Source organism: Neoroseomonas lacus, assembly GCF_014644535.1.
GTDB lineage: Bacteria > Pseudomonadota > Alphaproteobacteria > Acetobacterales > Acetobacteraceae > Neoroseomonas > Neoroseomonas lacus.
In genome coordinates, this window is sequence record NZ_BMKW01000009.1 from 248,219 (window position 1) to 272,796 (window position 24,578).

A 24,578-nucleotide genomic window follows, 5' to 3' on the forward strand; every position below is an offset into this window, starting at 1 on the left:
TTATTCAATGGCCGCTGTCGTGCCTGGCGCGGGCATGGAGACGCGGGTGATCGCCCATTGCACCGAGGTCTCGCCCTCATCGGCCAGCAGCACGACCTGCGAGGACCGCCGCGGCTCGCCGCCCAGATAGACGCTTTCCTCCAGCGCCACGCGCCCACCCTTGGCGCGGATCTTCCACCCCACGCCGGAAGGCAGCCGCAGCAGCGCCGCGCTCTCATCCTGCAACAGGGAGGCGGCGACGCCGGGATGCAGATGGAAACGCACCGAAAACCCCGGCACCGGCCCATCGCCCGGGATCTCGATCATGTCCTCGCCGCGCAGATCGTCGCCTGATTCGGCGAGATACAGCCGCCGCCGATGCACTGCATTGAAGGCCCGACGCCAGCCATCATGGCTCGCTTCCAGCCATTGCGCGCCGGAGGATTCATGCCGCGCCGTCTCGACCTGTTCCGGTCGCCGGCCCAGCCCCTCGGGGCGCAGCTCCGATGAATTGGTGTCCGACAGCACCAACGTCGAATGCGCCGCGGTGGCGCGCAGCGCGTCGCGCCAGGCTTCCTCGGCGGCCGGCGCCGCGCCGCAATTGACGATCATCCGGTCGCGCCCGACCGACATCTCGAAGGCCAACGTCCCGGCATGGGCGAATCGGTCAGCCCCGGCCGGCAGCCCCCCCTCGGACCCGGTCGCGGCGCGCGCGGCGGGCGGCGCGCCCGTATCCGCGATGATCAGCGTCCGCCCGGCCTGCAACCGCTGGAACCCGGTTTCCGGCAGGTCGAGCGGCGCCCGCCCGCGCGCCTGCCCCTGCGTCAGCACCAGGTCGAGCAGCGCCGAGCCTTCATCCCGCGTGCCGTTGAACAGCGCGAGCCCGCCATCGCCATGGCGGAACAGCCGCAGCGCCGGCGCCGCACGGTCCAGCACGGCGGCCAGATGCGGCGGCGGTTCCATCCCCGCGCCATGCAGCAGGTTGCGGATCTCGATCAGGTCCTGCAACGCCAGCAACTGCATCGAGGGTGAGCGTTCCACATGCCCGCCATCGGGGTGGAACTGGCGTTCGATCTCGGCCGGCAGGAAGCGGGCGGCACGCTGGAGGTAGGCATCCTCCTGCAAGGCGATCGCCGCCGCCATCGCCCCCTTCAGCGCGGCCAGCGCGCCACGGTGCTCGGCCTCGGCCGGCAGGGCGGCGGACAGGTCGCGCGCATCCTGCGCCATGCGCGTCATCACCGCGCGGCGGAAGGCGTCCTCGGCGGTGGCGGCGAAGAAATCCCAATGGCCGAGCCAGGCTGACAGCCGCGCGCCGATCACTTCCGGCGCATCGGCCACCGCCTCGTCGGCGCCGCGCGCCAGCCAATCGTCGGTCATGGTGCGGGCATGCAGCCGCGCCGCATCGGTCCCCAGCGCCCGCAGGTCACGCATCCAGGCAAAGCCGTGCGCGGCCGCGCGCCAGGCGGCGGTGCCCGAGGCGCTGTCCCAGCCCTCGGTCCCCGGCAGGCCGGGGCGCAGCGGGCGCGCGGTGCCCAGCGTCTCGAATTCGCCGCGCAGCAGCCGGGCGCCGCGCGCCGGGTCGCCGGGCCAGAGGTCGCGGAAGGCCCGCGCCGGGGCATCGGGCACGCGGACCGGCTTCAGCCGCGACAGCTTCTGCCGGAACCCGCGCACGATGCCGATCATGGGGCGGCCCCGCGGATGGCGGCGATCGCGGCGCCATAATCGGCCTGCCCGAACACCGCCGTGCCGGCGACCAGCACATCGGCGCCCGCCTCGATGCAGGGCCGCGCGGTCTTCGCCGTCACCCCGCCATCAACCTGGAGGTGGATCGGCCGCCCCGTGGCGTCGATCATCCGCCGCAGTGTGGCGATCTTGGTCAATTGGCTGTCGATGAAGGACTGCCCGCCGAAGCCGGGGTTCACCGACATCACCAGGATCAGGTCGGTGAGGTCCAGCACCTGGGCCACGGCCTCGACCGGTGTGCCCGGGTTCAGCACCACGCCGGCCTTCTTGCCGAGCGCGCGAATGGTCTGCAGCGAACGATGCAGATGCGGCCCGGCCTCGGGGTGCAGGGAAATGAGGTCGGCACCCGCCTCCGCGAAGGCGGCCAGATACGGGTCGGCCGGCGCGATCATCAGATGCACGTCGAACGGCATCGCGCTGCGTTTGCGCAAGGCTCTCACGACAACCGGCCCGAACGAGATGTTGGGCACGAAATGCCCATCCATGATGTCGAGATGCAGCCAATCGGCGCCGGCGGCGGCGATGGCGTCCACCTCCTCGCCCAGGCGGGCGAAGTCGGCGGCGAGGAGCGAGGGGGCGATCAGCGGCGCGGGCACGAATCACTTGTAGCCGCGAGCGTTGCGCGCGGACAACTCAGGTCGAGTCGCCCCTTGCGCGAAAAGGCCTGGCGGGGCGGCGGCATATAGGCCGTCGCATGGAACGGCGCGCCCGATCGGCAAGGAACTCATGGCGCTTGGGGCCCGGAGAGGGGCGCTGCCCCTCTCCGAACCTCACCCCGCCAAAGGCCTAAGGGCCTCTGGACACCTTCCTTTGGCGCATGGCCCGGCATGTGTGCCGAGACGAGAAAGTCGCGTCGCGCCCAATGCCCAGAAGGATTCGTGGCAGCGGGCAGGGCAGGCCTCCTGCCGACACGAGACCCCCACGATGCGCAACACCAAATACAGGTGTCCAGAGGCCCTTAGGCCTTTGGTAGGGGTGGTCCGGAGGGGGCAAAGCCCTCTCCGGCTCCCCCCGTCCCACCGCGCAAACCCAGGCCGTCAGCGGGTCAAGGATCAGATCGGCAGCGCCGTCGTCGATTTCACCCGCTCCATCGCGAACCGCGAGGTCACCTTGCGCAGCGCCGGAACCTGCGCCGTCAGCCGGCGATAGAAGGTGTCGAAGGCCTGCATGTCCGGCACCACCACCCGCAGCAGGTAGTCGACATCCCCGCCCAGCCGCCAGCATTCCACGATCTCGGGCATCTTGCCGACGGTCGCGGCGAAGGTCTCGATCCACGGCGCCGAATGGTCGCCGGTCTCGATCGCGACGAAGACGGAGACGCCGAGGCCGACCTTCTCCGGGTCCAGCAGCACGACGCGGCCGGTGATCACCCCTTCCTGTTCCATCCGCCGGATGCGTTTCCAGCAGGGGGTGGGAGTGAGGCCGACCTCCTTGGCGATATCGGCCAGCGAAAGGGCCGCATCACGCTGGATCAGGCGGAGGATCGCGCGGTCGGTGTCGTCGGGCTCAAAACGGCGGCTCACAGGCAAGTCCTTGGCTGATTTGCGGTGTCCAGTAGGTGAAAAATCTTTCTATTGCAAGATTATCAGGCGTTTGGAGAAACGTATCCCCCAATGACCTTTCCGGGGCCTCCCGCCATGATCCGCCGCGACCTCCTCCTCCGATCCGCCTTGCTCGGCACCGCCGGGCTGTCGCCGCGCCAAGCCTTGGCGCAGGAGCAGCCCTGGTCGCCTGACCGGCCGCTGCGGATCATCATCCCGGTGTCGCCTGGCGGCAGCCTCGACATCCTGGGCCGCGTGCTGGCGCGGCACCTCGCGCCGCGTCTTGGCCAGCCGGTGGTGGCAGACAACCACCCTGGCGCGGGCAGCAACCTCGCCTTCGAACTGGTCGCCCGCGCACGGCCCGACGGCCTCACTCTGCTGGTCGGTTCCGATCCGCTGACCATCAACCCGTCGCTCTATCCGCGCGTCGGGTTCGACCCGGTGCGCGACTTCACCCCGATCATCGAGGCGGTGCGCGCCCCGCAGGTACTGGTCGTCAACCCGCGCTCCCCGGTCACGGACGTCGCCTCCTTCATCGACTGGGCCAAGGAGCAGGAAGGCCGGCTGACCGTCGCCTCGCAGGGCAATGGGTCGATCGGCCACCTGGCCGGCGCGGTGTTCGCGCAGCAGGCGGATGTCCGCTTCACCCATGTGCCGTATCGCGGCGGCGGCCCGGCCGTGATCGACCTGGTCGCCGGCCATGTCGAGTCGCTGTTCGTCACCCTGCCCGCCGCCATCGAGCACATCCGGGGTGGCCGCCTGCGCGCGCTAGCGGTGACCGGGGCCGAGCGTTCCCCTGCCATCCCCGACGTGCCGACCGTGGCTGAGACGGCCTTGCCGGGCTTCGATGTGGTGACCTGGCAGGGCATCCTGGCCCCGGCGGGCACGCCGCAGGCGGCGACCGACCGCCTGACCGCCGAATTCGCCGCCATCCTGGCGCTGCCGGAGGTGGCCGGGGATCTGGCTCGGCAGGGCTTTACCGTCACCGCCAACGGCCCGGACCGCTTCGCCGCTCTGGTGCGTGCCGAGGCGGAGCGCTGGCCCGCGGTGGTGCGCAGCACCGGCGCCCGGTCGGAATAGGTGTCCGGTCCCGACCAGACGGCGCCGACCCTTGGCCTCGCCACGCCACCCCGTGGCGGGCTTCGGCGAGGCCGGTCTGGCGGGGCGCGGCCCGATGCCGCACCCGGCAGGCTGGACCGGGGCCGACGGCCCATGATCAATGGGCGCCATGCTGCCCCGGCGCGCCGTGCTCTCCTCCACCGTACTGGCTGCCTGCGCCACGGCAGGCCCGCGGCCGGACCTGGCGCCGCTGTCGCGCGAAGCGGTGCTGGTCGCGGCCGAATCCTGGCACACCGACCTCTGCCTGCCGGCCGCATCGGTCGCCACGGGGCCGCTCGCGCCCCTCGGCCGGCATGCCCCCGCCGCGGCGGCCTTCGCCTTCGGTTTCGGCCTCGAAGCCTGGATGCGGGCCGCGCGGCCCGGCTCGGGCGAGGCATTGGCGGCCATGGCCGGCGGCCCCGCCGTCGTTGTGGCGCGCGCCGTGCCTGGGCCGCTGCCGCCGCCCGGCGCAGAGGAATCGGTGGCGCTGCGCGTGCCGGAAGGCGGCCTCGCGGCCATCCAGGCCTTCATCCTGGCGCAGCTCGACGGTCCGCCGCCCGCGGCACCGCCGGGTGGCGCCTGGCTGCTGCTCGCCTCCAGCCGACGCTACAGCCTGGACTTCACCTGCAACACCTGGGTGATGGCCGGCCTTGCCGCAGCCGGCCTGCCGGTGCCGGTCGCCGGCATCCGCTTCCGTGGCGAATCCATGCGGGCTGTGCGGACAGAGGCAACGCGCCAGGCCACGGCGGGTTGATTGCCCGCCCTTGCAGGGGTGGGTTGCGAAGTTTGCGGTGCCTTCAACCATGGCGCCCCGGTACGGGGATGGCCGGGCAGGTGGTCCCTGTGTGGAATGTCACGGATCATTCGCCGTGAAGACCTTCATTTGCCCTGATTGGCGGGTTGAACACCCTCCCGACCACGAATCGCCCACGGAACCCGAGTTGATGTCCATTCGCCGCGATCTGCTGCTGCGCACCGCACTGCTCCGCCAGCCGGACATGCCGCCGTTGCCGCCCCTGCGCGCCGTCGCGCAGCCGGACGCGCCACCGCCGCCGCGGCGCGCCACCAAGGCCGCGCCCCGGCGACGGCGGCTGCGCCTGGTGGAGGGGCAGAAGACGTCGCATTGATGCGGGCACGGCCCGACAAACGGGCAGCCGCCCGCGCTGACCGTTGTTCCTGGAATTTGACGATTGTTCCTGATATGTTCATGACACTGTCGGGCGTGACGCGCCCAGGAACGCCGGACGCCCAAGGCCGATAAAATCCTAAAACCTTAAAATCTTAAAATGAGCGATATCAATATCTTATCCTGAGCCACGCTTGGACTCCCTCCGAGTGTTGGTACCAAGACTCGCCCTCACGCCCAAGATGACCCGATATCGCAACGACAGGCGGCCGCGCCGGGCGCCAGGTTGAGGTTTCCAGAGGCCCTCGGGCCTTTGGTGGGGGGGCCGGACAGAGGCGACGAAGCCCTCTCCACGGCTGCCGCGCGGCACCACCACCCTGGCGCCGCCCTACCCGGCCTTGCGGAACCTGGCCGCAAAAAATCCGTCCATCCCGCCGCGTTCGCCCCAGAAATCCGGCCGCGTCCGCAGGCAGCCCTGCGGCGTGATCGCCTCCGGCAGCCCCGGCAATTCGCCCGGCCCGATCGGGTCATGCACCAGCCCGAGCGCCCCGGCGCGGCCCAGATGCGCCTCGCCTTCCTCCGGTTGCAGCGAGCAGGTCGCGAAGATAATCCGCCCCCCCGGCTTCAGCATCCCGCCAGCGGCCTTGAGCAGCCTCGCCTGCGCCTCGGCCGCCGCCTGCACGTCGCGCGGCCGCTTGGCGTGGGCAACGTCCGGGTGGCGACGAATGGTCCCCGTCGCCGTGCAGGGCGCATCCAGCAGGATGGCGTCGAACGATGCCGCCGGTGTCCAGGTCGCCGCATCGGCGCGGACGATCTCCACCGGCAGCCGCAACCGCGCCAGATTCTCCGCCAGGCGGGCGACGCGGTTGGCATCGCGCTCCACCGCCGTCACCTCGGCCCCGGCGGCGGCGAGTTGCGCCGTCTTGCCACCCGGTGCGGCACACAGATCGGCGATGCGCTCGCCGGGGCGCGGCGCCAGCAGCAGCGCCGGCAGCGCGGCGGCGGCGTCCTGCACCCAGAACCGTCCCTCGGCGAAGCCCGGCAGGTCGGTCACCCGCGTGCCCGCGGCAAAGCGCCAGGAGCCCGTGGGGAGCACTTCTGCCCCCTCGGGCGGGGCGGCGCCCGGGGCAGGGGTCAGGTCGAGCGGCGCCGGCCCGTGATGCGCCTCCGCCATCGCCCGCACCGCCGGCCCATAGGCCGCATGCCAGGCTGACCACAGCCATTGCGGCGTGTCGAGCCGCGCCGCATCCAGCCCCTCCAGCACCGCCGCCCCCTCGGTCGCGACCTTGCGCAGCACGGCATTCACCAGCCCGGCAAAGGCCTTCGGCGCCAGGGCCACGGCGGTGGCGACAGCGGCGTGGGGCGGCGTATCGAGCAACAACAATTCCGCCGCGCCGATGCGCAGCGCGTGCCGCGCCGGCGGCGGCGGCTCCTTGCGCAGGAAGGGGGCGAGCACCTCGTCGATGCTGCTCAGCCGCCGCAACACCATGGCGGCGATGCGATGCGCCGCGGCGCGGTCGCGCGGGTCCAGCCGCTTCGACAGGTGCTCCAGCGCATCCTCGAGCGGCTTGCGCTGTTCCAGCGTCGCGTCGAGCAGGTCGCGCGCGGCCTTGCGGGTCGGAAGTCCAGAAAGTGGTGCCAAGGTGCCTGCGGGGTCCGGGGGCGTGTGCCCCCCGGCGGGGGTGCGGGGGCAGCGCCGAGGCTTCATGGCACCCTCGGGCGTTGCGTGCTAGACGCCCGGCGCGATGCGCCCTGCTGCCTTCCTTGACCGGCTGCCCGAGACGCGACGGCCGGTGCCGTGGCTGCTGCTGTTGTGCCTGCTGCTCTGGCTGCCGGGCTTCTTCACCATCCCGGCCGGGGACCGCGACGAATCTCGCTTCGCCCAGGCCAGCCGCCAGATGGTGGAATCGGGCGACTACGTCCGCATCCGCCTGGGCGAGGTCGAGCGCAACAAAAAGCCCGCCGGCATCCACTGGGCGCAGGCTGCCACGGTGCATGCGCTGGAAGCGGTCGGCATCCCGGCGCGCGGGCAGATCTGGGCCTATCGCCTGCCATCCCTGATCGGCGGCATCATCGCCGTGCTGGCGACCTGCCTGCTCGGGCGTTCCCTGGTCGGGCGACGGGCGGCCTTCATCGCCGCGGCGATGCTCGCGCCCTGCATGGTGCTGCTGGTCGAGACGCACATCGCCAAGACCGACGCTGCCTTGCTGGCGACCATCACCATCGCCATGGGGCTGATGGGCAAGGCCTACCTCACGCCGAACGGCTTCACGCCGCGCCAGGCCGCCACCTTCTGGGCGGTGCTCGGCCTCGGCATCCTGCTCAAGGGCCCGATCGCGCCGATCGTGCCGCTGCTGGCGGGCCTGACCCTGGCGGCGATGGACCGGCCAGCCGGCTCGCCCTGGTGGAAGCCCTCCGCCCCCTGGCAGTGGTCGCTGCGCGCCGGCTGGGGCATCCCGCTGATGGTGCTCTGCGCCGCCCCCTGGTTCGTCGCCATCGGCATCGCCACCGAGGGCCGTTTCTTCGCCGAGGCAGTCGGCGGCGACATGCTCGGCAAGGTCAGTTCGGGCGAGGAAGCCCATTGGGGCCCGCCGGGGATGTATGCCGCGATCTTCGGCATCACCGCCTTCCCCGCCGCCTGGGTCGTGCTGCGCGCCCTGCCGGGGTCCTGGGCGGACCGCATGCAGGCGCCGGTGCGCTTCCTGCTCGCCTGGGCCGTGCCGACCTGGCTGCTGTTCGAGGCGGTGGCGACCAAGCTGCCGCACTACACCCTGCCGGCCTTTCCGGCGCTGATGCTGCTCGGCGCCCGCTGGGCGATGGACCCGCTGCGCGTCGCACCGCCGCGCTGGGTCGACTGGCTCGCCAACCTGGCGCTGGGCGGGGTGGCGATCGGGCTGCCGCTGGTGGCGGGGGTCGCGGTGTTCCGCGTGGAAGAGCGGATCGACCTCTTCGCCATCATCGGGCTGATCGCCGGCATCGCCATGACCTGGGCGCTGCTGCGCATGGCCCGCCGCGCCCAATGGGGCCGCGCCGCGCTGGCCGCCGCGATCCTGGCGGTGCCGGTCTATGCCAGCGTTCTGGAAGGCGTCATCCCGCGCCTGCAGGCGGTGTGGCTGTCGCCGCGCCTCGCCGCCCAGGTGGCCGCCGTCGCCCCCGGCCTGACGGCGCGCGACTTCGGCGTGGTCGGCCACCATGAACCCTCGCTGCAATTCGCCATGGGCGGCGATATCCGCCTGCTGCGGGACGGCGCCGCGGCGGCGGCCTTCCTTGCCGAGGCGCCCGGCCGTATTGCCGCCGTGAATGACAGGCAGGAAGCAGCCTTCCGGCGCGCGGCGGCGGAACGCGGCTTGGCGGTGCGCGAACTCGGCACCGTCACCGGGCTGAACTACGTCCGGGGCCGTTGGGTCGCCATGTCGCTCTTCAAGGTGGATTGAATGTTCCAGTGGGTCACGGAAATGGTCGCCGCCGGCGGCCTGTGGGGCGTGTTCGCCCTAATGGTGCTGGAGAACCTGTTCCCGCCCATCCCGTCCGAACTGATCATGGCCGCCTCCGGCTTCGCCGCGGCACGCGGGCAGATGTCGCTGGTCTGGCTGATCGTCTTCGCGGTGGCCGGCACGCTGGCGGGCAACCTGTTCTGGTATGAGCTCGGCCGCTGGCTTGGCGTGGAACGCTTCCGCCCGCTGGTCGTCCGCTTCGGCAAATGGTTCGCGGTGGAGGAGGAAGACCTCGACCGCGCCACCAGCATGCTGAAGCGCTGGGGGCCTTTCGCCATCTGCATTGGCCGCATGTTCCCCGGCGTGCGGACGCTGATCTCGGTGCCCGCCGGCATGGTCGAGATCCCGCGCAGCGTGTTCTATCTCTGGACCGCGCTGGGCTCGGCGGTGTGGCTGACCTTTCTCGCCCTGGCGGGGTATTTCCTCGAGGAGCACTACGACAAGGTCGAGCATTGGGTGGAACCGCTCGCCTGGGTCGTCGTCGGCGTGGCGGTGGGCGGCTATGCCGCGCATCTCACCTTCGCCTTCCGCCGGTCGCGCCGGCGCCGCCGCCAGCAGGGCTGACCTGAGACTTTCCCGCTTGACGCGCGGGGGCCGCGGCTGGCGTTAGTGGCCGTCCGACAGCCGGTTCACGCCGTCGGCGGTCGGGGCGCCAGCCTTGACGTACGGCCAGGGGCAGAACGCGCATGACCGTGTCATCTCATGTCTTCTCGACGAGGGATTTGCCCAGCCGCCAGCAGCGCGATGCCTGGCGCGCCTGGTTCAACCCGGTATTCGACCTGAACTGGGACAGTGACGAAGCCGAGCTGCCCTTCGAGGCGGAGAGCACCACCTGGTCGGCCGGTGGCGCCATCCTCAGCCGTGTCCGCGCGCCGAAGCTGCATTCGCTGCGCGGTGCCCACCATGTCCGCCGCGACCCGACCGACCATTGGGTGTTCGCGATCGGGACGGTCGAATCCCACATCACCCTGGGCGACCGCGACCTGCTGGTGCCCGCCACCGCGCCTTTCCTGATCTCGCTCGGGGACCCGGTCGAAAGCCGGCGCGAGGCCGATGACCGGCTGCATCTCTACCTCCCGCGCGACCGCTTCGCCGCCCTCGCGCCGGAACTCGACAGGGTGCGTGGCCAGGTGATCGAAGGTGGGCTCGGGCAGTTGCTCGCCGACTATCTTCGCCTGCTGGAACGCGCCGTGCCCGGGTTGGTGGCGGACGACCTGGCCAATCTCGGCGATGCGGTCCAGGCCATGGTGGCCGCCTGCATCGCGCCAAGCGCCGCGCGCGCCGCGCAGGCCGCGACGCAGGTGGACCTGACCCGGCTCGAACGGGTGCGCCAAGCGATCCGCCGCCGCCTGCATTCGGCGACGCTGACGCCGGCCTCGCTGTGCCGCGATGTCGGCATGTCGCGGTCGCAACTGTATCGGTTGCTTGAAGGCGAAGGTGGCGTGATCCGATACATCCAGGGCCATCGGTTGCGGGCGATCCATGCCGCGCTGTCGAACCCGGCCGATGACCGCTCGATCGCCGCCATCGCCGAATCCTGTGGCTTCTACGAACCGTCGACCTTCAGCCGTACCTTCCGCCGCGAATTCGGCGCGACGCCGAGCGACGTACGGGCTGCCTCGCGCTGCGGGGTGCCGCTGCCGGCGGCGTGGAGGCCGCAGATGCAGGCGGAACTCGCCAGCCTGAGCGCCTGCCTGCGCGCCTTCTGATACCCGCCGATTTCACGAAAATCGCCCGAAGGTCCAGGAAACTGAGTTTCCTGGCGGGGTGTTCGAGGGGCGGTGCCTTTCGACCTTCTTCCGCCTGTCGTCAGCCGCTGCCCGGCAGCGCCCTGTACGGCAGTGGCGCGAAACGCGTCCCATGCATCGTGATGTCCTGCCAGACCCCGCCCGTCACATAGGGGTCGGCATCGATCCAGGCGCGTGCCTCCGCATCGGTCGCGTGGCGCGTCACCACGATTGACCCGCGCATGGCGCCCGCCTCGTCCACGATCGCGCCGCCCATGGTCAGCGTGCCATCCGCCGCCATGCTGGTGACGCGGGCGAGATGCGTCGGCCGCACCGCCGCGCGCCGCTCGGCCGCGCCGGCATCGGTGCCGTCCAGCGCCACGGTCACGGTGTGGGTGCGGGTGGGGGAGACCGGCTCGCCCGGCTGCGGCAGCGGGCGATAGGGCAGCGGCGCGATGCGGAAGGGGTGCACTTCCCATTTGTCCCAGACGCCGTCCACGGCGAAGGGTTCTTCCGCCAGATAGGCGTCGAGGCCGGCCTTGTCCGGTACGTTCAGCACCATCAGCGAGCCGACCGGCTGCCACGCTGGCGAGAACAGCGGCACGCCCAGCGCCAGCCGCCCATCCTGCGCCCAGCGCGTGAGGATCGAGAGATGCTTGTCGCGTGCGGCCGCGCGGCGGGCGGGGTCTGGCCCGTCCCAGGCGATGATGGCGTAGCCCATAATGTCTCCTGCCCTTGCGATGTTGCCGCAGCCTGCCACGGCCGCGCCGGCGCGTCAGCCCATGCCGGGCAGCGGGCGATAGGCCAGCGGGCGGAACAGCGTTGCGTGCAGCGCGACGGTGGCGTGCCGCAGCACGGGCTCCCCGGCCAGCCAGGCGCGCGCCGCGGCGTCGTCCCGATGGGTGGTGACCAGGATGGCGCCGGGCGTGTCGAGCGTCTCGGCGGCGAAGATCAGCCCACCCGCCTCCGCCATGGGCGCGAGGCGCGCGAGGTCGGTCGCGCCGGCGGCGATGACGATGCTGTGGCCGCGCCCCGGCGGCATCGGCGCCGCCGCCGCCGGCCAGGGGCGCCACGGCAGGGTGGGGATGCGCAGCTTCCGGCAGGCGATGTCCTGCCAAACGCCACCGGTCGCGAAGGGCTCGCGCGCCAGATAGGCGTCGACGCCGCCCTGGTCCTGCGCATCGATGACCATGAGCGACCCGAGCGATCGCCCCTCGGCGCCGTGCAACGGCAGGCCGAGCAGTAGCGTGCCCTCGCGCGCCATCACCACGATCGAGGCGATGTGCCGCTCGCGCGCCGCGGCGCGGCGGGACGGGTCCGGCCCGTCGAAGGCGATGATCGCATAGGCCATGGGAGGCGGTCGCGGGAGCGGCACGCGGCCACCCCCGCGGACGGCTCAGTACATGTGCTGGCCGCCGTTGATCGACAGCGTCGAGCCGGTGATGAAGTCGGCATCGTCGGCGGTCAGGAAGACCACGCCGCGGGCGATGTCATAGGCGGTGCCGAGCCGGCCGCGCGGGATGCGCGCGATGATCTTCTCGAGCACGTCGGGCGGCACCGCGCGCACCATCTCGGTATCGACATAGCCCGGCGCGATGGCGTTCACCGTGATCTGCCCGCGCGCGCCTTCCAGCGCCAGCGCCTTGGTGAAGCCGTGGATGCCCGACTTCGCGGCGGCGTAGTTCACCTGGCCATACTGCCCCGCCTGGCCATTGATCGAGCCGATATTGACGATGCGGCCGAACTTCTTCGCCGACATGCCGTCCCACACCAGCTTGCACATGTTGTAGCAGGAGCCGAGGTTGGTATCGATCACCGCGTCCCACATCTCGCGGTTCATGCGCTTCATGGTGCCGTCGCGGGTGATGCCGGCATTGTTGACCAGCACCTCGACTTGGCCGACCTCGGCCTCGATCTTCTTCAGCGCCTCGGCGCAGGCGTCATAGTCGGCGACGTCAAATTTGTAGCACGGGATGCCGGTGCGATCGGTGAAGGCCTTCGCGGCCGCATCGTTGCCGGCATAGGAGGCGACGACCTTGCGGCCGGCCGCCTGCAGGGCTTCGCTGATGGCGGCGCCGATGCCGCGCTGACCTCCGGTGACGAGTGCGACGCGTGACATGATCTCTCTCCCTGTGAGCGTTCCGCCCGCCTGTGTATTGGCCGGGTCCGGAGGGTGGTCCTTGATGCCGATCAAAACCCGCCCGAGCAACCGACGCCAGCAGTAAAAGCGTGCCATCCGCGGAATTGCGATGCGGGGGATACGGTGGGTCGTCTTGCTGCATCTGCGTTCGTCTCGACAGAAACGAACCGAGGCATGGTTTCCCGCGGCAAGGCTGCGTCACCGCGCCGCCGCAACGCGATCATATCTTGCTTTCCCGCGACGGCGCGCCGAATGCCGCAGCGAACCCTGGCGTGGCCGGCATCGCGCTGCTAGGTTTTGTGCCATGGCAGTGCATCGGCGCATCGCAGGGCGAATTATCGGCACGACCGCTTAAGGTCCGCGCCCCGGGTGGGCGCGCCTTCGGTCGATTGGTCCCTCCACCCGCCTCCGCCGCTGCCGAAAGCCTTTCCTCCCATGTCCGACCCTCATCGTCCCGTTGCCGTACGATTCCTCGTGCTGGCGGAGGCCTCGCCCGGCCTGCTGTCACGTCTGCTGCAACCGCTCGCCAAGCGCGACTTGGTGCCCGACCACATCCAGGCGCGCCGCGAGGGCGATGCGATGCGCGTCGAGATCACGCTCGAGGCGATGCCCGCCGGCATGGTGCATCTAGTGGCCGGCAATCTCGGCCAGGTCTTCGGGGTGATGGAACTGCTCGGCGGCGTCGAGGCGCAGCTCGCTGCCTGAGGGACGGCTCGAACCATGCGGCTCCGGTCCGCGACGCTTGGCACTGCGACCAGTTCCTGGATGGTGGGCCGGGGTCGCATGCGCGCATGCGTCTGCCGGCACCTCTGCCATGGTGACGCGACGCGCGGCGACAGGCCCTGTGCGGTTTCATGGTGCGATCCGCCGCGAGCCGGTCAGGATGCCACCATCGCAACCCATCGGTCGCGCCGCAGGAGGCGCATGCGCATGATCAGTACCTTCCGTCCCTTCGCGGCCCTCGTCGCGCTCGGCTTGCTCGGCGCCGCCGACGATGCGGCGGCCCAGGCGGGCGAAAGCGCCGCGGCCATCGGACGCGCGGTGCCCGGTGCCGATTGGCGTAGGCAGGCGCAGCCGCGCGATGTCGTGCGGCTCGATGCGCTCGGTGACGCCTGGGCCGAGGCGCTTGAAAGCGTGCGCGGCGGTGGCCACGCGCCTTCCGTCGCCGCCGCCGGCGCGCTGCTCGATTCACGCCCCGGCGGCGAGGGCGCCCAACCGACCGCCGGCAACTACCGCTGCCGGTCGCTGCGGCTCGGCACGACCGTTCCGGACACGCCGGCCTTCATCGCCTATCCGCCGTTCCGCTGCCGCGTCCGCATCGAGGGCGGCGCCACCATCTTCGAGAAGATCAACGGGTCGCAGCGTACCGCGGGCGTGATCCTGCCCGGCACGCCCACCCGATCGGTGCTGATCGGCACCGAAGCGCTTGGTAATGAGGCAGGCTTTCCCGCCTATGGCGCCGATGCTGCGCGGGACCGAATCGCCGCGGTCGAGCGCGTCGGCCCGGATCGCTGGCGGTTGGTGTTTCCGCATCCGTCGAACGGCGCGATCCTGGAGGTGATGGAATTGGTGGCGACGCGCTGAATGTGGGCGCGCCGGCCCCGCCCGGGGACAGGACGCCCCGTTCAGCGCAGCGCCAGCACCGCCATCACCACCAGCCCGAGCCCGATCCGGTACCAGCCGAACGGCGTGAAGCCGATCCGCCCGATCACCGCCAGCACCGCGCGCACCGTGAAGAAGGCGACGATGAAGGCCGCGACGAAGCCGACGCTGATCTGCCCGAAGGCGGAGAAGTCGATCTCGTGCCGCGCCTTGAACAGCGAGTAGAAGGTCGCCGCGAACATCGTCGGGATCGCCAGCACGAAGGAGAATTCCGCCGCCGTGCGCCGCTCTACCCCGATCAGCAGCGCGGTGATGATCGTGGCGCCCGAGCGCGACGTCCCCGGGATCATCGCCAGCGCCTGGCCGAAGCCGACCAGCAGCGCGGCGAGCGGCCCGATCTCCGGCACTGAATGGATGGTCGGTGCAGGCCGTTTGCGCTCGATGACGATGATGGCGACGCCGCCCAGGATCAGCGCGGTGGCGACCACCCAGGGGTTGAACAGCAACTCGGTAATTGTCTTGTGCAGCAGTGCGCCGATCACCGCCGCCGGCAGGAAGGCGAGCACCAGATTGACGACGTAGAAGCGTGCAAGCCCCGGCCGCCACATCTCCCGCAGCAACGAGACGATCAACTCGCGATAGATCACCACCACGGCGAGGATGGCGCCGAGCTGGATCGATATCTCGAAGGCCTTGCCTGGCGGCCCCTCGAACCCGATCAACTCGCCCATCAGGATCAGATGGCCGGTCGAGGAGATCGGCAGGAACTCGGTCAGGCCTTCGACGATGCCCATGAACAGGGCGGAGAACAGGGAGGCGAAATCCATCGGATGCTCCAGGGCTTCACGGACGGGCGGCGGAAGGCCGCGCCGGGCAGGCAGGTGGTGTCCAGGGCCGCAGCCGGAGGCTTCGGCTGCCGCTTGCAGCGCCCGGCTGCGCCCCGGCCGGGCGCAAGGCGGTGTCAAGGATTCGGCGCGCCTCGTCCAGCAGCGGGCTGAGTCGTTCGACCACCAGCAGCCCGGACCCGGCCATGGCGCCACCGCAAAGTGTCGCGAGCAGGGCCTCCGGCGCGACGGGTGTGGCGGATGTCAGGCGCGCCGTGGCGAACCGCTGAAGCTCCGGCCCTTCGGCCGGCAGCAGCACGAGATCGGCGACCGGCCCTCCCGGCGCGCGGTAACGGTCGAATGCCAGCGCGTCGAAGGCGTCCAGGGCGATCACCACGCTGCCATCGCGCGGCGCGGCTGCCAGACGTGCGGCCAAGTCGCGCCAGTCGGAGCCATCCGGCGGGGTGCGGAAAATATCATGCAGCCCGGGCGCCTGGCTTACCACGAAGGCCAGGAACAGGCCGACCCGCAGGACGCCCGGCCGCATCCCGGCGATGCCGAGGCCCATCAGACCTGCGACCAGTGGCACCAGCAGCTGCAGGGTGCGCGGCAGCACGATCGGCCCGACCGCCTGGGCGAGGAGGAACAGTGCCATCCCACCCAGCAGTGCCCCGGCCCAGGCCATGCGTTCGGCCGTGCGCGATCCGGCACGCAGGCTCCGCCAGGCCAGGACCGCCACCAGCAATGCCGCCACGGCGGCGCAGGCCGGGCCGAGCACGGGCCATGGGTCGAGCACCGGCGGCGCCAGCAACACCACCCGGGACAGGCTGACGGCGGCGAAGCGGTAGCCCAAGCCCCCGAGCCAGGCCATCCCGTCATACTCATCCGTCGAGGTCAGCACCCAGGCGAGCCACAGGACGGGCAGCACCAGCAGCGCGGCCGCCATGCCGGCCACGAGGAACCGGCCCATCGCGCGGGGATCGAGGCTTCGCCGGCCCAGCATCAACAGCAGGACATAGAGGTAGGCCGTCGCCGCCGCGATCATCCCCGCGAAATGCAGCCAGGCCGCGAGCACGCTGATGATCGCCAAGCCGAGCGCCGACCACACCCAGCTGCCGCCGGGCCGCACGGCGCGTGCCGCGAAGCCGCGCCCAGCCAGCAGGGCGAGCAGGAAAACCAGCGTCAGGATCGCGTAGACCCGCGCCTCCCGGGAATGGAACAAGTGCCATCCGGTGACGGCGAGCACCAGCGCTGCCCAGAAGGCGGCCCGGCGCCCAAAGGCATCGCGGCACAGCAGCCCCAGCGCCGCCACCGAGGCGATGCCCGCGAGCGCCGAGGGCACCCGTAGCGCCGCGTCGCTGTCCCCCGCCAGCGCCGTCCAGCCCTTGATGAGTAAATAATAGACCGGCGGCGTCGTCTCGAGCCAGGGCAGCGTGCCGGTCAGCTCCGCCCAGGACAGCGACGCGAGGCCCGCCGTCGCGACCTCATCGGCCCAGAGGCTCCAGCCGCCGAGTGCGGGCAGGCGCAGGGCCGCCGCCGCGGCCAAGGCAAGGGCGAGACCTGCAAGGGCCCCGCCCCGCCCAGCCATGGCCCGTTGCGTCAGCGCGCCGCCGCCGCCGGAAACGCGAAGTTGTCGAAGGAATTCTCCGACACGCGGAACCACTGGAACTGCTCGTTGCGATACGGGATGTAGGCATCGAGGATCTTCTTGAAGCGCGGGTTGCGCGCCGCGGTCTCGGCATAGACCTCGTTCGACGCGTTCCACGCCGCCTGCATTACCTCGCGCGGCCAGAAGCGCAACTGCGCCCCGGCGGCGACCAGGCGACGCAGCGCGATCGGGTTGAGGTGGTCATATCGCGCCAGCATTTCCGAATCCTGCTCGTTGCAGGCGGTCTCGATGGCGGCCTTGTACACGTCCGGCAACGCCGCATAGGCGGTCTTGTTGACCAGCAGGTGAAGCCGCGCGCCCGGCTCCCAGAAACCCGGCGCGTAGTAGTATTTCGCCACCCGTACGAAGCCGAGCTTCTCGTCGTCATGCGGCCCGACGAATTCTACCGCATCCAGCGTGCCGCGTTCGAGCGATGGATAGATGTCCGCCGCGGCCACCTGCGTCGGCGCGGCCCCGAGGCGCTGGAACACCTGCCCCGCGAAGCCGGCGATGCGGAATTTCAGCCCCTGCAGCGCGGCGAGGGTCGGAACCTCGTTGCGGAACCAGCCGCCCATCTGCGCGCCGGTGTCGCCAGCGGTGAAGGCAACGCAGTTGTAGTCACTGAACAGCTCCGCCCCGAGCTCCTTGCCGCCGCCAAGCCGCCACCAGGCGGTGAACTGGCGCGACTTCATCCCGAAAGGCACGGCGGTGAAGAAGGCGAAGCTCGGATCCTTGCCGACGTAGTAATACGACGCCGTATGCGCGCATTCGACCGCGCCGGACTGCACGGAATCGAGGGCGGCGAGCGGCGGGGCGATCTCGCCGCCGGGGAAGGCCTGGATGCGGAACTTGCCGCCGGTCAGCTCGCCCACGCGGCGCGCGATGCCCTCGGCGGTGCCGAACAGCACATCAAGGTTGCGCGGGAAGGAGGAGGTGAGGCGCCAACGCACCTCCGGCATGTCGGTCTGCGCCAGCGCGGGGACAGCCAGGGCTACGGGGGCGGCGGCGGCCGCGGCCCCCATCAGGGCTCGACGATTCATGTGACCAGGTTCCTCCCGCAGGGTGGCGATACGCCCGTCCCATAAGGGATTGCGGGCGGGTGGGAAAGCATCACGCCGGGGCGGGCCGTTCGGCCGCCGGCGGCCTGGCGCCGCGCAGCGCATAGGCCACCTGCACCGCGCCCGCCGCCAGCCCCATGCCGACGCCCAGTTTCCAGGCCAGCACGTAGTCCCCGTTCAAATCGAACAGCACCCCGCCGCCGAAGGCGCCGAGGAACGAGCCGAACTGGTGCGACATGAAGGCAAGACCCTGGATCATCGCCTGGAACCGCAGGCCGAACATCTCGACCACCAGCCCCGAGACCAGCGGCGCCACGCCAAGCCACAGGAAGCCCATGATGGCGGCGAAGACCAGCGTCGAGGCTTCGGACGGCGCCCAGGTGAAATACAGCCCCAGCACCAGTGACCGCACCAGGTAGATGCCGCCGAGCAGTGCCCCCTTGTTCCACCGCCCGCCGGCCCAGCCGAAGAACAGCGAGCCCAGCACGTTGAACCCGCCGATCATCCCCAGCGCCTTGGCCGAGAGCATCGGGTCCTGCCCACACAGCGCGAGGTAGGAGGGCAGGTGCGTGGTCAGGAACACCAACTGCAGCCCGCAGACGAAATAGGCCGCCGTCATCACCAGGAAGGGTGGGTGCTGCGCCGCACGGCGCAGCGCCACTCCCATGCGCGGCGTCTCGCCCGGTGCCAGTGGCGGGATCGGCACGCGGTCCACCCGCCCCGCGACCCAGGCCGCCGGCACCATCGCCAGCCCCAGCACCAGGAAGCCCCAGACCCCGGCCCGCCAGCCCCAGCCCTCGGCCAGAACCTGCCCGATCGGCGCCGCCAGCAGCGCGCCGACCGACCCCGCCGCCGAGACCATGCCGAGCACCGTGGAGCGCAATGCCGCCGGCACCGGCCGTGCCGCGACGGCCAGCGCCATGCCGCTGCCGGTGCAGGCAAGGGCAATACCGATCAGCACCCCGGCCCCGATCATCAGCGCGAAGGCGCCATGGGCGCTGGCCATCACTGCCAGCCCGGCGAGGTAGCACAGCACGCCCGTCACCAACACCGGACGGAACCCCCAGCGCGACGCCGCCGCCCCAGCGAAAGGCTGCAACAGCCCCCAGCCGAGATTTTGCACCGCGATCGCTAGGGTGAACTGCGCCACCGCGATGCCGATATCCTGCGTCGCCGGGGCCATGAACAGCCCCAGGCTCTGCCGCAGCCCCATGGCAAGGGAGAGCATCACCGCCACGCCGAGCAGCAGCGGCAGGCTGGGACCGAGTTGCGTTTTCATGGGCCGAATGGTCGCCCGCCGCAGCAGGCACGTCGAGCGGAGAGTCCATGCGTCACGGGCGCGGGGGGGATGCGGCGGGCGGGCAGGCCGAAGGTTGGAGGGGCGCCGCCCCTCCAAGCCACCCCGCCAAAGTGCCGGGCACTTTGGAATGCCATTCATGGGCTTCGGGGCGGGTGGCAGATTCCTTTCGGCCGCGTTGCGCCGGCCCGCATGATGGGGCCGGGTGATCGCGTCATGGCCATCGCGATTGCATGCTTGACCCGATCCCTGGGGCCGCCCCGATAAATCCTGCGGCTGACAACCAGCGAGGTGTTTCGTGACGTCTTCCGCCCCTTACCTGACCCCCGCCGAGGCCGCGCGGCGCCTCGGCGTCTCCATCAAGGCACTACGGCTCTATGAGCAGCGCGGCCTGGTGTCGCCGGTCCGCACCGGCTCCGGCTGGCGCGCCTACGGTCCCGCCGAGGTGGCTCGCGCCGGCGAGATCGTCGCCCTGCGCGCCCTCGGCCTCAGCCTCGCCCAGGTCGCGCAGGTGTTGGATGGCGATGCGCAGGCCCTGGCGCCTGCACTGGCCGCCCACCAGGCGACGCTGGAGGATCGCCTCCACCACCTGGCCGGCACGCTGGACAGGGTCCGCACCCTGCGCGCCGACCTCGCCCGCGGCGCGGCGCCCGCCGCCGCCGACCTCGCGCGGCTGCTCGAGGCCGGGTCCGGCCCGGACGTCGCCTTCGACCTGCCCTGGCCCTGGGGTGGCGAGCGCTTCGAACTGCGCGACATCCCGGCGCTGACCTACATCATCGGCCCACTGGGCAGCGGCAAGACGCGGCTCGCCCATCGTCTCGCCGAGAGCCTGCCCGGCGCGGCCTTTCTCGGCCTTGACCGACTGGCCGACGGCGCCGCCGCGGACCAGGCCCACCTTGCCGCCGACCCGGCCTTGCACGCGCGGGTCGATGGGGCGCTGGCCTGGCTGGTCGAGGATGGCGCCACCCGCTCCCCGGCGCTCGTCGCGCTGGTCGCCGGGCTGGAAGCCAGTGGCCCGACGGCCTTGGTGGTCGACATGGTCGAACAGGGGCTGGACCAGGCGAGCCAGGAAGCACTGATCGCCCATCTGCGCGCCCGGCCGCCGGGGACCCGCCCGCTGTTCCTGCTGACGCGGTCGAGCGCCATCCTCGACCTCGGCGCCGTCGGCGCGGATGAGGCGATCATCCTCTGCCCGGCCAATCACAGCCCGCCGAGCCGTGTCGCGCCCTATCTCGGCGCGCCGGGCCATGAGGCCGTCGCCACCTGCCTGGCCTCACCGGAGGTGCGGGCGCGCACGGAAGGCGTGGTCGCGATGCGACCCCCGGCGGCCTGATGCCAACGGCACCAGGCGACGCGTCCTCGGGCATGATAAGGCGAAGGGCGCCACCCGCGCCCATCGGCCGTGCTATGCCGCGTCCACCACCGGCGCCACCGCCGCCGCCACATCCAGCAGCGCGGCGTCGCCCATGCGCGGCCCGATGATCTGCACCCCCACCGGCACGCCGTTCGGCCCGGTGATGCAAGGGATGCCGATGCAGGGCACGTGCAGCAGCGTCCACATGCTGTTGAAGATCGGGTTGCCGGTATCCTGTCGCCCGACCGGCGCCTCGCCCGCGGCGGCCGGCGTCAGCACCGCGTCGTAGCCAGGAAAGACCGCGTCGAACAACCGGCGGCAGGCGGCGGCGTGGTCATAGGCCCAGACCATGTCGCGCGGCGTGATGCCTTCCTTGTTCAGCGCGCGGTCGTGGAAGTCCTGGTGCAGCAGGCCGGGCGCGGCGAGGAATTCCTGCAGGAACGCCCCGCGCCCTTCGCCGTGCAGCACGATGTGATGCGCGCGGGAGATCTCGTCGAAGGCATCTGGCAACACCATGTCCTCGACCACCGCGCCGGCAGCTTCCAGGCGCTTGGCCGCGGTCAGCACCGCCTCCTGCGATTCCGGCGCGGCAATATTCCAATGCGGCCCACGACACAGCCCAATGCGCAGCCCGCCCACGCTCTTCGCGACCGGCGCCTCGGTGCCGAACAGCCGGAAGGCGCGTGCGACCAAGTGCAGGTCGGCCGGCGAGCGCCCATACCAGCCGATGGTGTCGAGCGTGTGCGAATACCGCTTCGCGCCCTCGCTGTTCACCACGCCATGTGTCGGCTTCATCGCATAGACGCCGCAGAATGACGCGGGACGGATAGTGCTGCCGCCGGTCTGCGTGCCGAAGGCGATCGGCACCATCCCCTCCGCGACGGCGGCGGCGGAACCGGAGGAGGAACCACCCGGCGTGCGCGTCACGTCATGCGGGTTGCGCGTCAGCGCGCGCCTGCCGGCGGCGGCGAATTCCACCGTATCGGTCTTGCCGAATACCACCGCGCCCTCGCCCCGCGCGACGCCCACGCAGGCCGCGTCGCGCCCCTGCTGCAACCCGGCATAGAGCGGCGAGTTGTGGGTGGTCGGCATGTCGGCGGTGTCGATCATGTCCTTCACGCCGAGCGGCAGCCCGTGCAGCACGCCCTTCGCGTAAGCCTTGTCCACGCGGCGCGCATTGCGGATGGCCAACTCGGCATCGAGAAAGACGAGGGCCTTGGTGATCGGCTCGCGTTCGGCGCAGCGTTCGAGGCAGGAGCGCGTCAGCGCCTCGGCCGTCAGCGAGCCATCCTGCAGCTTCGCGGCGGCCGCGGCGGCGGTGAGTTGCCAGGGTTCCATCGGGCTCATCCTCGTCAGGGCCGGAACACGCCGGCGGGTTCGGCGAATTTGTTGTCGAGGCGCGGCAATTCGGCCGCCGCGGTGGCGAGCGCCTGGGCCAGCTCCGCTTCCCGCGCTGCGCGATCCACAGGCGGCGTCGGCGCCAGCGGCAGGTCGCCGCCACGCAGCGTCGGGCGACGGTCGCGCTCGCCGAGTCCGTCCTCGATCACCTGCGCCGCGCGCAACACGCGGCCCTCGCCGAAATACGGCCCCATCACCTGCACGTTGAGCGGCAGGCCATCGGCATCGAAGCCACACGGCACCGACATCGCCGGATGGCCCGACAGGCTGGCAATATTCATCGCACCCTCACGCGTGAAGGCGATGACCGCGGCCGGGTCATCGAAGCGCGGCGCGGTGCGATACGCCCCCGGCAGCAGCAGCAGATCGCACAGCCCGAACAGCGCATCGGTGGCGCGGGCGAGATGCCGCCGCAGGCGATGCGCGGCAATCACGTCGCCGGCGCGGATCATCGAGCCCGTGGTCAATTTGTCGCGCAGCGCCTGGCCCATCATCCCGGCGCGCTCGACGAAATCCGCCTCGTGGATCGAGTAGGAATCGGCCGGGTTGATGATCCCCGCCGCGCGCCGGTAATGCGCGAGCGGTGCGGGCAGCGGGATCTCCATCAGCCGCGCCCCACGCGATTCCAGCAGCCGCGCCGTCGCCTCGACGCCGGCGGCGATGGCGGGCGTGATCTCGCTGTCCGGCAGGCCGGTGACGATGCCGACCGTCATGCTCGCCACGCCCGCGCGCAGCCCGTCACGATAATCCGGCACCGGCAGCGTGCTGGAACCCGCATCCCCTGGGTCATGCCCGGCGACGACGTTCAGCACCAGGGCGCTGTCTTCCGCCGTCCAGCACAGCGCGCCGGTGACGTCGAGCGACCAGCAATTGGGCAGCACGCCCGCGCGACTGGTGCGCCCATAGGTCGCCTTCAGCCCCTGCAACCCATTCGCCGCCGCCGGCAGGCGGATCGACCCGCCGGTATCCGACCCGAGCGCGAAGGGCGCGATCCCCGCCGCCACTGCCGCGCCCGACCCGGTCGAGGAGCCACCGGTGAAGCGGTCGAGGTCCCACGGGTTGCGCGCCACCGGGAACGGCAGGTCGTGATGCACCGCGCCCGTCCCGGTGCCGTATTCCCAGGTGTTCAGCTTGCCGAGCAGGATGGCGCCCGCCGCCTCCAGCCGCGCGATGATATGCGCGGAGGCATCGGGCACGAAGTCCAGCATCAGCCGCGAGCCGCCGGTGGTGCGGATGCCGGCGGTGAAATAATTGTCCTTCACCGCGAAGCCGACGCCATGCAGCGGGCCGCGCCACAGCCCGGTGGCGATCTCGGCTTCGGCGCGTCGCGCGGCGGCCATGGCGTGGTCGCGCAACGGCGTGATGTAGGCGCGCACGCGCCCGTCGATCGCGTCGATCCGGTCGAAGATCGCATGCACATGATCGACCGATGAGAGGCGCCGCGTAGCGATGCGCCGCCCCGCCTCGGCGGCGGAGAGGAAGCAGGGGTCGTCGCTCATTCGGATTTCTTCCTCGCATGCAGCAGGCGGAAAGCGGGCGGCGTCAGCACGGTCACCAGGAAGATGCGGGTGACGTGCAGCGTGACGATCAATGCAACATCGAGGCCGAGCACCTTGCCGGTCAGGCTCATCTCCGCCACGCCGCCAGGTGCGGTGCCGAGCAGCATCGCGCCCACCGGTTCGCCGAACGCCCAGGCGAGCACGATGGCGGCGACCGCGCAGGCGGCCATCAGCTGCACCACCTGCATCACCGCATAGGGCAGGAAGCGGCGCAGCGGACGGATCGTCTCGCGCCCGAAAGCGGCGCCGAGGCTGGTCCCCAGCATCACCTGCGCCAGGGAAGACAGCCACGGCGGCACGCCCGACAGCACGACGCCCGAGGCGGTCAGCGCCGCCGTCACCGAGAGCGGCCCGAGCATCCATCCTGCCCGCACCCCGCCCCAAACCAGCAGCCACCCCGCCACCAGGCCACCCGCGACCTGCATCGCCAGGATCAGCGGCAGGAAGGGCAGGATGAAGGAGAGCTGCGGCATGTCCCCCCGCAGCCCCAGCAACGCGAAGATGTTGGGCACCAGGATGACGACGGAACAGACGCGCAGCAATTGCGCCAGCGCGACCGGTGCGGGCCTTCCGCCATAGCCTTCGGCGAGCATCGCCATGTCTGCGACGCCGCCGGGGATCGAGGCGAACCACGCCGTCGCCATGTCCACCCGCGCCCGTTTCGCGAGCAGCGGGGCGAGTGCCGCGCCGATCGCCAGCGTCACGAAGGCCGCCAGCAGCAGCAGCCCTGCCTTGGCAGCGAGCACCGCCGCGGTGGCCGGCGTGAAATAGGAACCCAGCGCGATGCCGATGATGCCGAGGAAGAAGTTGCGCATCTTCGGGTTGGCATCGGCCGGCAGCCCGGCGAGGCGCGCGCCGGCCACCGCGACCAGCGCGCCAATCAGCCAGGGCAATGGCAGGTGAAGCAGCCAGAATATTGTGCCGCCCACGCCGCCGATGACGGCACCGAACAGCAGGCGCAGGGCCTGGGTGGCGGTCACGACGGGCCGC

At 71.1% G+C, this 24,578-nt stretch carries 23 protein-coding genes; 9 read left to right on the top strand and 14 right to left on the bottom strand.

What is annotated here, in order from left to right:
- The 3 genes from IEY36_RS19000 to IEY36_RS19010 all read right to left on the bottom strand — a co-directional run bounded on the left by IEY36_RS19000 (nt 1) and on the right by IEY36_RS19010 (nt 3,245).
- Nucleotides 1-1,662, bottom strand: a complete 1,662-nt coding sequence (locus tag IEY36_RS19000; RefSeq protein WP_188969622.1) for a heparinase II/III family protein — start codon at nt 1,660-1,662, stop codon at nt 1-3.
- Nucleotides 1,659-2,318 (bottom strand): ribulose-phosphate 3-epimerase, encoded by a 660-nt coding sequence (rpe, locus tag IEY36_RS19005; RefSeq protein ID WP_188969624.1) that lies wholly within the window; start codon nt 2,316-2,318, stop codon nt 1,659-1,661. Before rpe ends, IEY36_RS19000 begins: the two co-directional genes overlap by 4 nt.
- Before the next feature lie 456 nt (nt 2,319-2,774).
- Nucleotides 2,775-3,245, bottom strand: coding sequence for an Lrp/AsnC family transcriptional regulator (locus IEY36_RS19010; RefSeq protein WP_188969626.1), 471 nt, complete (start codon nt 3,243-3,245; stop codon nt 2,775-2,777).
- Between the two features lie 114 nt (nt 3,246-3,359).
- Here IEY36_RS19010 and IEY36_RS19015 point away from each other — a divergent pair, with 114 nt between their 5' ends.
- The 3 genes from IEY36_RS19015 (at nt 3,360) to IEY36_RS19025 (ending at nt 5,488) form a co-directional block, all read left to right on the top strand.
- Nucleotides 3,360-4,343 (top strand): Bug family tripartite tricarboxylate transporter substrate binding protein, encoded by a 984-nt coding sequence (locus tag IEY36_RS19015; RefSeq protein WP_188969628.1) that lies wholly within the window; start codon nt 3,360-3,362, stop codon nt 4,341-4,343.
- 148 nt (nt 4,344-4,491) lie between these two features.
- Nucleotides 4,492-5,115, top strand: a complete 624-nt coding sequence (locus IEY36_RS19020) for a DUF2459 domain-containing protein (RefSeq protein ID WP_188969630.1) — start codon at nt 4,492-4,494, stop codon at nt 5,113-5,115.
- A gap of 190 nt (nt 5,116-5,305) precedes the next feature.
- Nucleotides 5,306-5,488 carry a hypothetical protein gene (locus tag IEY36_RS19025; RefSeq protein ID WP_188969632.1) on the top strand — a complete coding sequence of 61 codons (183 nt, stop codon included), beginning with the start codon at nt 5,306-5,308 and terminating at the stop codon, nt 5,486-5,488.
- Nucleotides 5,489-5,875: 387 nt separating this feature from the next.
- On the opposite strand, the gene IEY36_RS19030 is transcribed toward IEY36_RS19025, so the two are convergent.
- Entirely contained in the window at nt 5,876-7,195 is a 1,320-nt protein-coding gene (locus IEY36_RS19030) for an RsmB/NOP family class I SAM-dependent RNA methyltransferase (protein ID WP_188969634.1), read from the bottom strand.
- 37 nt (nt 7,196-7,232) lie between these two features.
- Here IEY36_RS19030 and IEY36_RS19035 point away from each other — a divergent pair, with 37 nt between their 5' ends.
- The 3 genes from IEY36_RS19035 (at nt 7,233) to IEY36_RS19045 (ending at nt 10,690) form a co-directional block, all read left to right on the top strand.
- On the top strand, nt 7,233-8,921 hold the full coding sequence (locus IEY36_RS19035) for an ArnT family glycosyltransferase (RefSeq protein ID WP_188969636.1): 1,689 nt from the start codon (nt 7,233-7,235) through the stop codon (nt 8,919-8,921).
- Nucleotides 8,922-9,545 carry a DedA family protein gene (locus IEY36_RS19040; protein WP_188969638.1) on the top strand — a complete coding sequence of 208 codons (624 nt, stop codon included), beginning with the start codon at nt 8,922-8,924 and terminating at the stop codon, nt 9,543-9,545.
- A gap of 122 nt (nt 9,546-9,667) precedes the next feature.
- Nucleotides 9,668-10,690 (top strand): helix-turn-helix domain-containing protein, encoded by a 1,023-nt coding sequence (locus IEY36_RS19045; protein ID WP_188969640.1) that lies wholly within the window; start codon nt 9,668-9,670, stop codon nt 10,688-10,690.
- A 100-nt stretch (nt 10,691-10,790) separates the two neighbouring features.
- Here IEY36_RS19045 and IEY36_RS19050 read toward each other — a convergent pair whose 3' ends face one another.
- The 3 genes from IEY36_RS19050 to phbB are packed head-to-tail and all read right to left on the bottom strand — an operon-like array spanning nt 10,791 to nt 12,827.
- On the bottom strand, nt 10,791-11,429 hold the full coding sequence (locus IEY36_RS19050; RefSeq protein WP_229681429.1) for a YciI family protein: 639 nt from the start codon (nt 11,427-11,429) through the stop codon (nt 10,791-10,793).
- Between the two features lie 54 nt (nt 11,430-11,483).
- Nucleotides 11,484-12,059, bottom strand: coding sequence for a YciI family protein (locus IEY36_RS19055; protein WP_188969642.1), 576 nt, complete (start codon nt 12,057-12,059; stop codon nt 11,484-11,486).
- Between the two features lie 45 nt (nt 12,060-12,104).
- Nucleotides 12,105-12,827 carry an acetoacetyl-CoA reductase gene (phbB, locus tag IEY36_RS19060; RefSeq protein ID WP_188969644.1) on the bottom strand — a complete coding sequence of 241 codons (723 nt, stop codon included), beginning with the start codon at nt 12,825-12,827 and terminating at the stop codon, nt 12,105-12,107.
- Nucleotides 12,828-13,283: 456 nt separating this feature from the next.
- On the opposite strand from phbB, the gene IEY36_RS19065 reads away from it, so the two are divergent.
- Complete coding sequence (locus IEY36_RS19065; RefSeq protein WP_188969646.1) at nt 13,284-13,553, top strand: hypothetical protein; 270 nt, start codon at nt 13,284-13,286, stop codon at nt 13,551-13,553.
- A 225-nt stretch (nt 13,554-13,778) separates the two neighbouring features.
- On the top strand, nt 13,779-14,432 hold the full coding sequence (locus IEY36_RS19070) for a DUF4893 domain-containing protein (protein WP_188969648.1): 654 nt from the start codon (nt 13,779-13,781) through the stop codon (nt 14,430-14,432).
- Between the two features lie 41 nt (nt 14,433-14,473).
- Here IEY36_RS19070 and IEY36_RS19075 read toward each other — a convergent pair whose 3' ends face one another.
- From IEY36_RS19075 to IEY36_RS19090, 4 genes are all read right to left on the bottom strand, one after another.
- The gene (locus IEY36_RS19075) at nt 14,474-15,277 is read right to left on the bottom strand and encodes an undecaprenyl-diphosphate phosphatase (RefSeq protein WP_188969650.1); all 804 of its coding nucleotides are present in this window, start codon (nt 15,275-15,277) and stop codon (nt 14,474-14,476) included.
- A 16-nt stretch (nt 15,278-15,293) separates the two neighbouring features.
- Complete coding sequence (locus IEY36_RS19080; RefSeq protein ID WP_188969652.1) at nt 15,294-16,862, bottom strand: glycosyltransferase family 39 protein; 1,569 nt, start codon at nt 16,860-16,862, stop codon at nt 15,294-15,296.
- A gap of 11 nt (nt 16,863-16,873) precedes the next feature.
- Nucleotides 16,874-17,962: a TRAP transporter substrate-binding protein gene (locus IEY36_RS19085; protein ID WP_188969654.1), complete on the bottom strand. Its 1,089-nt coding sequence runs from the start codon at nt 17,960-17,962 to the stop codon at nt 16,874-16,876.
- A 70-nt stretch (nt 17,963-18,032) separates the two neighbouring features.
- Nucleotides 18,033-19,259, bottom strand: a complete 1,227-nt coding sequence (locus IEY36_RS19090) for an MFS transporter (protein ID WP_188969656.1) — start codon at nt 19,257-19,259, stop codon at nt 18,033-18,035.
- Between the two features lie 316 nt (nt 19,260-19,575).
- Between IEY36_RS19090 and IEY36_RS19095 the strand changes: the two genes are divergently transcribed.
- Nucleotides 19,576-20,610 carry a MerR family transcriptional regulator gene (locus IEY36_RS19095; RefSeq protein ID WP_188969658.1) on the top strand — a complete coding sequence of 345 codons (1,035 nt, stop codon included), beginning with the start codon at nt 19,576-19,578 and terminating at the stop codon, nt 20,608-20,610.
- Between the two features lie 72 nt (nt 20,611-20,682).
- Here IEY36_RS19095 and IEY36_RS19100 read toward each other — a convergent pair whose 3' ends face one another.
- From IEY36_RS19100 to IEY36_RS19110, 3 genes are read right to left on the bottom strand one after another with little or no spacing between them, the layout of a single operon-like run.
- Nucleotides 20,683-21,969 carry an amidase gene (locus IEY36_RS19100; protein ID WP_188969661.1) on the bottom strand — a complete coding sequence of 429 codons (1,287 nt, stop codon included), beginning with the start codon at nt 21,967-21,969 and terminating at the stop codon, nt 20,683-20,685.
- Nucleotides 21,970-21,983: 14 nt separating this feature from the next.
- On the bottom strand, nt 21,984-23,528 hold the full coding sequence (locus tag IEY36_RS19105) for an amidase (RefSeq protein ID WP_188969663.1): 1,545 nt from the start codon (nt 23,526-23,528) through the stop codon (nt 21,984-21,986).
- Entirely contained in the window at nt 23,525-24,568 is a 1,044-nt protein-coding gene (locus IEY36_RS19110) for an AbrB family transcriptional regulator (RefSeq protein WP_188969665.1), read from the bottom strand. The genes IEY36_RS19105 and IEY36_RS19110 overlap by 4 nt, the downstream gene beginning before the upstream one ends.
- Between the last annotated feature and the right edge of the window lie 10 nt (nt 24,569-24,578).